Origin of the sequence: Streptomyces sp. NPDC058751 (assembly GCF_042746485.1) — a bacterium.
Lineage (GTDB): Bacteria > Actinomycetota > Actinomycetes > Streptomycetales > Streptomycetaceae > Streptomyces.
Map to the genome: position 1 here is coordinate 112,188 of NZ_JBHYPZ010000008.1, position 11,311 is coordinate 123,498.

At 72.6% G+C, this 11,311-nt stretch carries 11 protein-coding genes; 9 read left to right on the top strand and 2 right to left on the bottom strand.

Going from position 1 to position 11,311, the window contains the following annotated elements; translation table 11 throughout:
• Position 1 precedes the first annotated feature (1 nt).
• The gene (gene bioD, locus ACFW6B_RS10430) at positions 2-718 is read left to right on the top strand and encodes a dethiobiotin synthase (RefSeq protein WP_386594127.1); all 717 of its coding nucleotides are present in this window, start codon (positions 2-4) and stop codon (positions 716-718) included.
• 266 nt (positions 719-984) lie between these two features.
• Positions 985-1,674, top strand: a complete 690-nt coding sequence (locus ACFW6B_RS10435) for a class I SAM-dependent methyltransferase (protein ID WP_386594129.1) — start codon at positions 985-987, stop codon at positions 1,672-1,674.
• A gap of 34 nt (positions 1,675-1,708) precedes the next feature.
• On the opposite strand, the gene ACFW6B_RS10440 is transcribed toward ACFW6B_RS10435, so the two are convergent.
• Together ACFW6B_RS10440 and ACFW6B_RS10445 are read right to left on the bottom strand one after the other, a co-directional pair.
• Complete coding sequence (locus tag ACFW6B_RS10440) at positions 1,709-2,047, bottom strand: fic family toxin-antitoxin system, toxin component (RefSeq protein ID WP_386594341.1); 339 nt, start codon at positions 2,045-2,047, stop codon at positions 1,709-1,711.
• Positions 2,048-2,087: 40 nt separating this feature from the next.
• Positions 2,088-2,327 (bottom strand): toxin-antitoxin system HicB family antitoxin, encoded by a 240-nt coding sequence (locus tag ACFW6B_RS10445; RefSeq protein WP_386594131.1) that lies wholly within the window; start codon positions 2,325-2,327, stop codon positions 2,088-2,090.
• A 296-nt stretch (positions 2,328-2,623) separates the two neighbouring features.
• On the opposite strand from ACFW6B_RS10445, the gene ACFW6B_RS10450 reads away from it, so the two are divergent.
• From ACFW6B_RS10450 to ACFW6B_RS10480, 7 genes are all read left to right on the top strand, one after another.
• Positions 2,624-3,472, top strand: a complete 849-nt coding sequence (locus tag ACFW6B_RS10450) for an ABC transporter ATP-binding protein (protein WP_386594133.1) — start codon at positions 2,624-2,626, stop codon at positions 3,470-3,472.
• Positions 3,473-3,479: 7 nt separating this feature from the next.
• A complete protein-coding gene (locus ACFW6B_RS10455) occupies positions 3,480-6,047 on the top strand; it encodes an ABC transporter permease (RefSeq protein WP_386594135.1) in 2,568 nt (855 codons plus the stop codon).
• Positions 6,048-6,185: 138 nt separating this feature from the next.
• Positions 6,186-7,103 (top strand): LLM class F420-dependent oxidoreductase, encoded by a 918-nt coding sequence (locus ACFW6B_RS10460; protein ID WP_386594137.1) that lies wholly within the window; start codon positions 6,186-6,188, stop codon positions 7,101-7,103.
• 57 nt (positions 7,104-7,160) lie between these two features.
• Positions 7,161-7,586: a GNAT family N-acetyltransferase gene (locus ACFW6B_RS10465; protein WP_386594140.1), complete on the top strand. Its 426-nt coding sequence runs from the start codon at positions 7,161-7,163 to the stop codon at positions 7,584-7,586.
• A gap of 267 nt (positions 7,587-7,853) precedes the next feature.
• Entirely contained in the window at positions 7,854-9,179 is a 1,326-nt protein-coding gene (locus ACFW6B_RS10470) for a hemolysin family protein (RefSeq protein ID WP_386594142.1), read from the top strand.
• The gene (locus ACFW6B_RS10475) at positions 9,176-10,192 is read left to right on the top strand and encodes a hemolysin family protein (protein WP_386594144.1); all 1,017 of its coding nucleotides are present in this window, start codon (positions 9,176-9,178) and stop codon (positions 10,190-10,192) included. The genes ACFW6B_RS10470 and ACFW6B_RS10475 overlap by 4 nt, the downstream gene beginning before the upstream one ends.
• A gap of 53 nt (positions 10,193-10,245) precedes the next feature.
• Complete coding sequence (locus ACFW6B_RS10480; RefSeq protein ID WP_386594146.1) at positions 10,246-11,043, top strand: SGNH/GDSL hydrolase family protein; 798 nt, start codon at positions 10,246-10,248, stop codon at positions 11,041-11,043.
• The last annotated feature ends 268 nt before the right edge of the window (positions 11,044-11,311 follow it).

An 11,311-nucleotide genomic window follows, 5' to 3' on the forward strand; every position in this document is an offset into this window, starting at 1 on the left:
GATGACGATACTGGTGATCACGGGGACGGGCACGGAGGTGGGCAAGACGGTCGTCACCGCCGCCGTCGCCGCCACGGCCCTCGCGGCCGGGCGGTCCGTGGCCGTCCTGAAGCCCGCGCAGACGGGTGTACGGCCGGACGAGCGCGGCGACGCGGACGAGGTGGCCCGGCTCGCCGGCGCCGTCACGACCCTCGAACTGGGCCGCTATCCGGAGCCGTTGGCGCCCGCGACGGCCGCCCGGCGGGCCGGACTGCCGGCCGTGTCCCCGCAGTCGGCGGCGGAGGCCGCGGCGAAGCTCGCCACCGAACACGATCTGGTGCTGGTCGAGGGCGCGGGCGGTCTGCTCGTCCGGTTCGACCACGAGGACGGGACGCTCGCGGACGTGGCCCGGCTGCTGGACGCACCCGTGCTGGTCGTCGCCTCGGCAGGGCTGGGGACGCTCAACACGACGGAGCTGACGGCCCGTGAACTGCGGCTCCGGGGGCTGGAGTTCGCGGGGGTCGTGATCGGGAGCTGGCCCGACTCCCCCGATCTGGCGATGCGGTGCAACCTCGCGGACCTCCCGGCGGTGTCCGGGGCGCCCCTGCTGGGCGCGGTCCCGGCGGGCTCGGGCGGCCTGTCGCCCGCGGACTTCCGTGCGGGGGCGCCGGGTTGGCTGGACCACCGGCTGGGCGGTCGCTGGAACGCCGGGGTCTTCACCGGGGCGCACACGGCCTGACCCCACCCTCCGCGCACCGCACCGCACCACGCCGCACCACTGTCACCGGTCGGCCGTCCACCCCCGGTCACCGGTCGGTCATCGGCGCCCGGCCGCGGCACACCCCCGCCGCCCTCGGCCACCGGCCCGGCACCGGCACGGCCCGCGGCCGTGGCCGGGTTCCCGGCCGGACGGGCCCGCCGCCGCCCCCCGCCCCCCGGGCGGGGGGGGGGGGGGGCCTCCCGGGGGGACAATCCCGGTGAACCCTGTCTACCGGGAGGTCCGACATGCCGTTCAAGCCGCTCCGTCCGGCCGCCTCCGGCAAGGTCTCCGCAGGGGCCGTGCACCATCCGGTGTTCGCCCGCTCCTACGCCCGCTTCAGCGTCCGCGCCGAGACCCGGATGGGGATCGGCGGTCTGCGCGGGCGGCTGCTCGCCGGACTGTCCGGGCGGGTGATCGAGATCGGCGCGGGCAACGGCCTGAACTTCGCCCACTATCCGGGCACCGTCTCGGAGGTCGTCGCCATCGAACCCGAGCGGCTGCTGAGGCGGTTGGCGGTGGAGGCGGCGCTGCGCTGCGAGGTGCCCGTCGACGTGGCGCCGGGTGCCGCGGAGGCCCTGCCGGTCAAGAGCGAGGCGTACGACGCCGCCGTGCTCTCGCTGGTGCTGTGCAGCGTGCGGGACGTGCCGAAGGCGCTCGCCGAGGTGCGTCGGGTGCTGCGCCCGGGCGGCACGGTGCGGTTCTTCGAGCACGGCCGGGGCGGCGGACGGGTCATGGAGTCCGTCCAGCGGGGCCTGGACGCCACGGTGTGGCCGCGGCTGTGCGGCGGCTGCCACGTGGCCCGCGACCCGATCGCCGCACTGCGCGAGGCGGGGTTCGAACTGGGCCCCTACCAGCGGCTGTCGCTGCCCGAGAAGGGGCCGCGCCTGCCCACGTCGTACTGCGTCCTGGGCACGGCCCGCCGACCGCTCGGCTGACGACGGGCGCGCCCGCGGCGCTCCCGCGCCGGTGTCACAGGCTCCAGCGGCGGAGTTCGTCCGCGATCTCGTGCACGGTGGCCTCGCCGCTCTTCACCAGGCGTGCCAGTTCCCGCACCTGTTCGGGCGAGGTGACGACCTTCAGGCCGCTGGCGACGAGATAGGCGTAAGCGACGGCCGAGGCGAACATCGCGTTGGAGCGTTCGAGCGCCGGGACGTGCAGCAGGAGCTGGAGCAGCGCGGCGGCGCGGGCGTGCGGGGTGTCGTAGACGGGAATGCCGAGGACCTCCGCCTGGTGCCGGCTCACCGCGGCGACGAGGGCTCCCCAGTCGGTGACCTGGGGGTCTCCGGGGGTCTTCTGTTCGGCGATCATGAGGAGCCAGGCAAGATCGACTCTGATACTGCTCAAGGGATCAACGACGACCTTCGCTGGTGCTTCCACGCTCCGCGCCGAACTCCTCGGCGAAGACGGACTCGTACTGCTTCATGAAGTCGGCGGCGGCCTCCACGAAGGTGTGGCCCACTTCCCCGGTGTCCTGCCGGACCAGTTCCTCGATGTAGCGGTTCACGCTCATCCCCCGTTCCAGGGCTCGCTCCCGGGCGGCGCGCGCTGTGCCTTCGTCCACCCGGACGTTCAGCTGAGTCTTCGCCATCCTTCGAAGCTAGCGCGATATCGCTAGCGCGGGCAAGAGTACCTGGTCCCGGACGGGGAGCCCCGGCGGGTGGCCACGAAGGCGGACCACCCGAAGGGCGGGCGGAGGACCGGCCGGAAAGCCGGGTGGAGGACCGGGTGGAGGACCGGGTGGAGATTGCCCCTTACACCGATACCGGGGGCACGCCCTGAGACGGAGACGGCGCGGCACCCAAAAGGGATACCGGGTGTGCCCCCGATCACACTACGCTCGGGCCGGACGAGAAGTCCGGACCATCCATCACAGAGGAGGCGGTCTTGTCCACAGCTGCTGCCGAGCAGATCCCCGGCCGCGCGGAAGGGGACGGGATCGCCGCCCGCGCCCGCGGCCTGACCAAGGCGTACGGTTCCGGCGAGACCGCGGTACTGGCCCTCGACTCGGTCGACGTGGACATCGCGCGCGGCCGGTTCACCGCCGTCATGGGCCCCTCGGGCTCCGGGAAGTCGACCCTCATGCACTGTCTGGCGGGCCTGGACACCGTCTCGGCCGGACAGGTGTGGCTGGGCGACACCGAGATCACCGGGCTGAAGGACCGCGAGCTGACCCGCCTGCGGCGGGACCGGATCGGCTTCATGTTCCAGTCGTTCAACCTGATCCCCACCCTCAACGCGGCCGAGAACATCACGCTGCCCATGGACATCGCGGGCCAGAAGCCCGATCAGAAGTGGCTCGACCAGGTCATCGACACCCTCGGACTGCGCGAGCGGCTGAAGCACCGGCCCGCACAGCTCTCCGGCGGCCAGCAGCAGCGCGTCGCCTGCGCGCGGGCACTCGCCTCCCGGCCCGAGCTGATCTTCGCGGACGAGCCGACCGGCAACCTGGACTCACGGGCGGGCCTCGAAGTGCTCGGCTTCCTGCGCGAGGCCGTGGACGAGCTGGGCCAGACCGTCGTCATGGTCACGCACGACCCCGGCGCCGCCGCCCACTCCGACCTGGTGCTCTTCCTCGCGGACGGACGGATCGTGGACGAGATGGAGCGGCCCTCGGCGGACGCCGTGCTGGAGCGGATGAAGCGTTTCGACACGGTCCGGGTGTCCTTCGGCGGCGGGCGCGGCGACAACGCCCCCGACGGCGGCTCCGGCGACGCGACCCCCGAGAAGGGCTGAGGCGGGCGTGCTCAAGGCGACACTGCGAAGCTTTCTCGCGCACAAGGGGCGGCTGCTGCTCTCGGCCCTCGCCATCGTGCTGTCCGTGGCCTTCGTCGCGGGCAGTCTCATCTTCTCGGACACGGTGACCCGTACGTTCGACCGGCTCTTCGCCTCCACCGCGGCCGACGTGACCGTGGAGCCGAAGAACGACCTGACGTCCCAGCTGCCCACCGGCGCGACCGAGACCGTCCCGGCCTCCCTCGCGGACCGGCTCAAGGGCATCGACGGAGTGGCCGCGACCCACGTGGACGCGTCGGTCGAGAACGCTCCCGTCGTGGACAGCGCCAACAAGTCGGTCGGGCCGACGACGGGCGCCCCCACCATCGTCACCAACTGGGAGATCACCGAACGCAGTCCGGTGAAGCTGACCTCCGGGCACGAACCCCGGGGCGGCGGCGAGGCATTGCTCGACGCGGACACCGCCGACAAGAAGCACCTGGGCATCGGCGACACCGTCACGGTGCAGGCGCAGCCCGGCTCCTTCGAGGTACGGATCGTCGGGATCGCCACCTTCACCACCACCAACCCCGGTGCCGCGCTGGTCTTCCTCGACACCCCGACCGCGCAGTCCAAGCTGCTCGGCCGCCCCGACGCCGCCACGAGCATCTCCGTGGACGCCGAGCCGGGCGTGGACGACGCCCTGCTCAAGAAGCGCGTCTCCGCCGGACTCGGCGCCGGGCCCTACGACGTGAAGACGGCGGAGGAACAGGCGAAGTCGTCCGCCGAGCAGCTCGGCGGATTCCTCGACGTGATCAAGTACGTGATGCTCGGCTTCGCCGGCATCTCGGTGCTCGTCGGCATATTCCTCATCGTCAACACCTTCTCCATGCTGATCGCCCAGCGCACCCGGGAACTCGGGCTGCTGCGGGCGCTCGGCGCCGACCGCCGGCAGGTGCGCCGGTCGGTGCTCACCGAGGCGCTGCTCCTCGGCCTGGTCGGTTCGACCCTCGGCCTCGCGGCCGGGATCGGTCTGGCGATCGGGCTGATCAAGCTGATGGCCGCCTTCGGCATGAACCTCAAGTCCACCGAGATGGTGATCGGTTGGGGAACCCCCGTGGCGGCGTACGTCGTCGGGGTCGGCGTCACCTACGTCGCGGCCTATCTGCCGGCCAGGCGCGCGGCGGGCGTCTCCCCCATGGCGGCGCTCTCGGACGCCGAAGTCGCGGGCGTGGGAAGGCCGTTGCGGGTACGGGCCGTGGTGGGCGGGGTCGTCGGCGCGGCCGGGGCGGCGGCTCTGGCGGGATGCGCGGCCTCTTCGAAGACCTCGACCTCGGCCTCGCTGCTGGGACTCGGTGTCGTCCTCACGCTGATCGCCACGGTGATCGCCGGGCCGCTGCTCGTCCGCCCGGTGATCCGGGTCCTCGGCGGCGCGTTCCCTGCGCTCTTCGGCACGGTGGGCCGGATGAGCCAGCGCAACGCGCTGCGCAATCCCCGGCGCACCGGTGCCACCGCCGCCGCCCTGATGGTCGGTCTCGCCCTGGTCGGCGGGATGTCCGTGGCCAGCGCGTCCATGAGCAAGTCCTTCGACCAGCAGATCGACAAGACCCTGGGCGCCGACTTCGTGCTCCAGAACGCCAACTTCGTGCCGTTCTCGCGCGAGGTCACGGAGAAGGTGCGCGCCACCGAGGGGGTCGGGCTGGTCGTCCGGCAGCGGTTCACCCCGGTCGCGGTGAAGCTGCCCGACGGCAAGCGGGTGGAGACGACCGCCGCGGCCTACGATCCACGGCTCGACGACGTCGCCCACATCACGTACGCCGAGGGCGACACGGCGGGGGCGCTCGGCGAGGGCCGCATCGCCATGGACGTGCAGTTCGCGAAGGACCACGACGTGCGGGTCGGCAGCACGATTCCGGTCGAGTTCCCCGCCGGCCGCACGACCGGACTGACGGTGGGCGCGCTCACCGACCAGGACGGCGCCGACGGGTTCGGGACGCAGGGCGGACTCTTCTTCGGCTTCGGCACGATCGAGAAGTACGTGCCCGGCGGACAGGACTCGGCGCTGTACGTGAACGCGGCGCCGGGCACCTCGCCGGAGGCGCTGCGCCCCCGGCTGGAGAAGACCCTGGAGCCGTATCCGCAGGTCCAGGTCCGCGACCAGGCCGACTACAAGAAGCTGGTCCACGACCAGATCGCCGTGCTGCTCTACCTCGTGTACGCGCTGCTCGGGCTCGCGATCGTCATCGCCGTGCTCGGCGTGGTCAACACCCTCGCCCTGTCGGTCGTGGAGCGCACCCGCGAGATCGGACTGCTGCGCGCCATCGGTCTGGGCAGGCGCCAGCTCCGCCGGATGATCCGTCTGGAGTCCGTGGTGATCGCGGTGTTCGGCGCGGTCCTCGGACTGGCCCTGGGGCTCGTCTGGGGCGTCTGCATCCAGCAGGTGCTCGCGCTGCAGGGCATGAAGGCGCTCGCCGTCCCCTGGACGACGATCGTCGCGGTCGTGATCGGCTCGGCCGTCGTCGGGATCGTCGCGGCGCTGCTTCCGGCCCTGCGCGCCTCGCGCATGAACGTGCTCGCGGCCATCGCCCACGAGTGACCACGGCCCGGCCCCGGTCCGCCAGGGCCGGGGCGGGCCCGCTCACCCCGCTTCCCGGCCGGCCGGGACCGGAGGCCGAGCGCCCGCTCGCGTCGGCCCGCCAAGGCCGGGGCAAGTCCCCCGAGGAAGGGATGGCTCATGTCTCGCCCGTTCCGTTTCGGTGTCAGCCTGATCGCCCCGGCGACCGCCGCCGAGTGGACCGCCAGGTGCCGCCGCGCCGAGGAACTCGGCTACGACGTGATCACCGTGGCGGATCATCTGGGCATGCCCGCCCCCTTCCCCTCGCTGGTCGCCGCCGCCGCGGCGACCGAGCGGCCCCGGCTCGGCACGTTCGTGCTCAACGCGGCCTTCTGGAACCCCACGTTGCTGGCCCGTGAGGTGGCCACCACGTCCGCGCTGACGGGCGGCCGTCTCGAACTCGGCCTCGGCACCGGATACGTACCGGCCGAGCACGAGGCGGCGGGCCTGCCCTGGGGCACTCCGCGCGAGCGGGTCGACCGCCTTCTGCGCACGGTCGAGGAGCTGGAGCGTCTGCTCGGCCCGGACGGGCTTCCCTCCGTCACACCGTGGCCGGGCGGGAAGACTCCCGAGCCGGGCGACGGCGGGCCGCCGCGGGTGCCCCTGCTGATCGGGGCCAACGGCGACCGGATGCTGCGCATCGCCGCGGAACACGCGGACATCGCGGCGTTCACTGGTGCCCGTACCGGGGGGAACGGCACGCTGGAGCCGCTCACCGCCGCTGAGCTCGACGGTCGCGTCGCGCTCTACCGGAAGGCGTCCGCCGCCCGCGAGGAACCCGCCGAGCTCAATCTGCTGGTCCAGATCGTCACCGTCACCGACGACCGCGGCGCCGCCGCCAGGTCATGGCTGCCCCGGCTTCCGCACCTGACCGAGCACGAGGTGCTGGAACTGCCCATCGTCCTGATCGGCTCCGTGGAACAGATCGTCGATCAGGTCCTGGACCTGCGCGAGCGCTTCGGGTTCTCGTATCTGACGGTGCTGGAGCCGAACCTGGAGGTCTTCGCTCCCGTGGTCCGCGCACTGCGCGGCCGGTGATCGTCCGCATGGCGGAAATCCCGTTCCGGCACCTGGCCCCCGTGATGGGATCGGATCATGAACGACTTGCGGATACGGGCCGCGCGCCCCGAGGACCTCGACACCGTGCTCGCCTTCTGGAAGACGGCCGCCGAGGGCGCCAGCATCAGTGACGACCGAAGCGGTGTGGAGCGCCTGGTCGAACGCGATCCCGGGGCGCTGCTGCTCGCGGAGAGCGCCGGGGACCTCGTGGGCACGGTGATCGCCGGCTTCGACGGCTGGCGCTGCCATCTGTACCGGCTGGCCGTCCGTCCGGACCGGCGGCGCCTCGGCATCGGCTCGGCGCTGCTCGCCGCGGCGGAGGAACGTTTCGTACGGCTGGGCGGGCGGCGCGGCGACGCCATGGTGCTGGAACGGAACGGAACCGCCCACCATGCCTGGCGGGCCGCCGGGTACACGCCGGAGGACCAGTGGCGGCGCTGGGTGAAGCCGCTCACCGACTAGGGCGCTTCCGTCGGTCACGGTGGCGGGGCGGTCCGGGAGGACCGCACCGGCCCGTGGCCGTCCGGGAGGCCGGCGTCGGACGACGGCGACCCCGGGAGGACGCTTTGCCCATCCTTTACCCTTGTCGGTCCGTCGTCCCTTCCACGAAAGGCGTGAGCCCCCGCCCATGGGCGAGCCTCCCCGTCCCCTCGGCCGTGATCCGCACGGCGACCGCGGACATCGCGCGATCCCTCCGTCCCTGGCCGACCATGGGACGGAGGTGACCCGATGACCGAAGTGCTCCTCCTGCTGGTCGCAGTTCTGCTGTCACTGGCCTGCGGCGGATTCGTGGCGGCCGAGTTCTCCTTGACCACGGTCGAGCGCAGCGAGCTGGAACGCGCCGTGGAGCGCGGCGAGCGGGGCGCCTCCGGGGCCCTCAAGGCCGTACGGAACCTCACCTTCCAGCTCTCCGGCGCCCAGCTCGGCATCACCGTGACGAACCTTGTGGTCGGCATGCTCTCCGAGTCGTCGATCGCCACGCTCATCGCGGGGCCCCTGGAATCGCTGGGCGTCCCGGCCTCCGCGTCGGACTCGGTGGCCCTGGTCATCGGTACGGCGCTCTCGACGGTCTTCCTGATGGTCGTGGGCGAGCTGGTGCCCAAGAACTGGGCGATCTCCTCACCGCTGGCCGTGGCCAAGCGGGTGGCGACGCCGCAGCGCTGGTTCAGCGCCGCGTTCCGCCCCTTCATCGCCCACCTCAACAACACCGCGAACCACGTCGTACGCCGCTTCGGCCTCGAACCCGCCGAGGAGCTGGCCTCCGCCCGCGGGCCCCAGGAACTGGTGGCGCTCGCCCGGCACTCCGCCAAGGAGGGCGCCCTGGAGGCCGACACGGCCGAGCTGTTCGTGCGCACCCTGAACCTCGCCGACCTGACCGCGGAGAACGTGATGACCCCGCGCGTCCAGGTCATAGCGCTGGACGTCCAGGCGACCTGCGAGGACGTGGCGAACGCGACCCGGGCGACCGGCCTGTCCCGGTTCCCGGTCTACCGGGCGAGCCTCGACGAGGTCGTCGGGGTCGCGCACATCAGGGACGTGCTGACCGTGCACGCCGCGAGCCGGACGCAGACGTCCGTCTCGCAGATCATGCGCGAGCCGCTTCTCGTACCGGAGTCGCTGACCGTCGACAGACTGCTGGACCGGCTGGCGGGCAAGCGCACCATGGCCGTGGTCATCGACGAGTACGGCGGTACGGCGGGCGTCGCCACCCTGGAGGACATCGTGGAGGAGGTCGTCGGCGAGGTGCGCGACGAGCACGACCCGCACGAGACGCCCGACCTCGCCCCGGCCGGCACGGACGCCGAGGGCCGGGCGCTGTACTCGGCCGACGGGTCCGCCCGTACCGACCAGCTCGCCCGGGTCGGGCTGCGGGTGCCCGAGGGGCCGTACGAGACCCTGGCCGGTTTCATCGCGACCGAGCTCGGCCGGATCCCCGCCGAGGGTGACAGCGTCGAGGCCGACGACTGGCGGCTCGACGTCGTGGACGCCTCGGGACGGCGGGCCGCACGGGTGCTGCTGCACGCCCCGGACGACACCGAGGAGAGCACGCGATGACCGTCGTACAACTGCTGATCGGACTCGCGACCCTCGTCGTGAACGCCTTCTTCGTCGGCGCCGAGTTCGGGCTGATCTCGGTGCGCCGCAGCCAGATCGAACCGCACGCCGAGCGGGGCGACCGGCGGGCGCGAAGTGTGCTCTGGGGACTCGAACACGTCTCGGCGCTGCTCGCGACCGCGCAGCTCGGCATCACGCTGTGCACCCTGGTGCTCGGCATCGTGGCCGAACCCGCCATCGCGCACCTGCTGGAGCCGGTGTTCCACGCGGTGGGCGTCCCCTCCGGCGCGGGCCACGCGGTCTCCTTCGTCATCGCGCTCACCCTGGCGACGTATCTGCACATGCTGCTCGGCGAGATGGTGCCGAAGAACGTGGCGCTCGCGGAGCCCGTGCGGACGGCCCTGGTGCTCGGACCGCCGCTCGTCGCGCTCTCCCGCGCGCTGCGACCGGTGATCTTCGCGGTCAACGCCTTCGCCAACGGGCTGCTGAAGCTGCTGCGGGTCGAGGTGAAGGACGAGGTCGCGGCGACGTTCTCGGACGACGAGCTCTCGCGTCTGGTCAAGGACTCCAGTGCGGCGGGGCTCATCGACCACCGCGCCCAGGAGCGGCTGCGTGACGCCCTGGAGCTGGGCCGCCGGCCCGTGCACGACGTCGTGCTCCCGGTGGAAAGCGTCGTCTACGCGCGCGTGGGCGTCACTCCGGAGGAGCTGGAGCGGCTGTCGGCCGAGTCGGGCTTCTCCCGCTTCCCGGTCGTCGACGAGGGGCGCCGGATCGTCGGCTACCTGCACGTCAAGGACGCTCTGGACGCGGTGCCCCGCGAGGTGCCGTTCCGCGTTGAGGACATGCGGCAGATCGCCCGCGTCCGGGAGAGCACCCCCCTGGACGACGTCCTGACCGCGATGCGCCGCAGTCGTACCCATCTCGCGGCGGTCATGGGCAGCGACGGGCGGCTCACGGGGCTGGTGACGATGGAGGACGTCCTGAGGGAGCTGTTCGGACAGCCGACGCCGTAGGGGACGATCCGACCGACCGATGGGTATGTGTTCGGGTTACCATCTTTCTCGCCATGCAGATGAATGCCTCATACACCAGCCTCGTCGCGGTCGGCGACTCCTTCACCGAGGGCATGTCGGACCTGATGCCCGACGGTTCGTACCGGGGGTGGGCCGACCTCCTCGCGGGCCGGATGGCGGCCCGGACACCTGGTTTCCGCTACGCCAACCTCGCGGTGCGCGGGAAGCTGATCGGGCAGATCGTCGACGAGCAGGTGGACGTGGCCGCCGCCATGCGGCCCGACGTGATCACGCTGGTGGGCGGTCTCAACGACACCCTGCGGCCCAAGGTCGACATGGGACGCGTCCGCGGTCTGCTGGAGGAGGCCGTGGAGCGGCTGGCCCCGGCCTGCGAGCGGCTCGTCCTGATGCGCAGTCCCGGCCGCAACGGTCCGGTCCTCGAACGCTTCCGGCCCCGCATGGAGGAGCTCTTCACCGTCGTCGACGAGCTCGCCGAACGGCACGGCGCCCTGGTGGTCGACCTCTACGGGGCACCCTCGCTCGCCGACCCCCGCTCATGGGACGTCGACCGGCTGCACCTGACCGCCGAGGGACACCGCCGGGTCGCGGAGGCCGTGTGGCAGACCCTCGGCCACGAGGCCGAGGACCCGGACTGGCACGTGCCGTCGGCGCCCGCTCCGCCTCCCGGCTGGGTCACGCGCCGCACCGCCGACGCGCGCTTCGCGCGGCAGCATCTGCTGCCGTGGATCGGGCGACGGCTGACGGGCCGCTCGTCCGGCGACGGACGGCCGGCGAAGCGGCCGGAGCTGCTGCCGTACGAGGGTCCCGTCACGGACGGCCACGGCGGCTGAGGGAAGCGGGAAGCGTCGACCGGGCGGCTTCCGCCGTGCCGCTCTCCCGAGTGACACGGCGGCCCATGCTCCGCATAGAGGAGCACGCTACCGGATCACTCCTCGGTCGCCACAGGGCGCACAGGGGGCGCTCGGCGGCACGGATATGCAGTTGATGCGCCCGCCCGTGCGCCCGTAACCCGGCCGGGCCCGGCGCGGAACCCCGGCCCCCCCCCCCGCCCCACACCCAGTTGCGGGCCAGGGGAAGCTCCCGGACCCCCCCCCGGAG

Excerpts from the sequence above, each read along its gene's own strand:
- ACFW6B_RS10460 (WP_386594137.1), top strand. The coding sequence starts at position 6,186 with ATGTCTCGCCCGTTCCGTTTCGGTGTCAGCCTGATCGCCCCGGCGACC.
- ACFW6B_RS10480 (WP_386594146.1), top strand. The coding sequence starts at position 10,246 with ATGCAGATGAATGCCTCATACACCAGCCTCGTCGCGGTCGGCGACTCC.
- bioD (WP_386594127.1), top strand. The coding sequence starts at position 2 with ATGACGATACTGGTGATCACGGGGACGGGCACGGAGGTGGGCAAGACG.
- ACFW6B_RS10445 (WP_386594131.1), bottom strand. The coding sequence starts at position 2,327 with ATGGCGAAGACTCAGCTGAACGTCCGGGTGGACGAAGGCACAGCGCGC.
- ACFW6B_RS10435 (WP_386594129.1), top strand. The coding sequence starts at position 985 with ATGCCGTTCAAGCCGCTCCGTCCGGCCGCCTCCGGCAAGGTCTCCGCA.
- ACFW6B_RS10440 (WP_386594341.1), bottom strand. The coding sequence starts at position 2,047 with ATGATCGCCGAACAGAAGACCCCCGGAGACCCCCAGGTCACCGACTGG.
- ACFW6B_RS10475 (WP_386594144.1), top strand. The coding sequence starts at position 9,176 with ATGACCGTCGTACAACTGCTGATCGGACTCGCGACCCTCGTCGTGAAC.
- ACFW6B_RS10465 (WP_386594140.1), top strand. The coding sequence starts at position 7,161 with ATGAACGACTTGCGGATACGGGCCGCGCGCCCCGAGGACCTCGACACC.
- ACFW6B_RS10470 (WP_386594142.1), top strand. The coding sequence starts at position 7,854 with ATGACCGAAGTGCTCCTCCTGCTGGTCGCAGTTCTGCTGTCACTGGCC.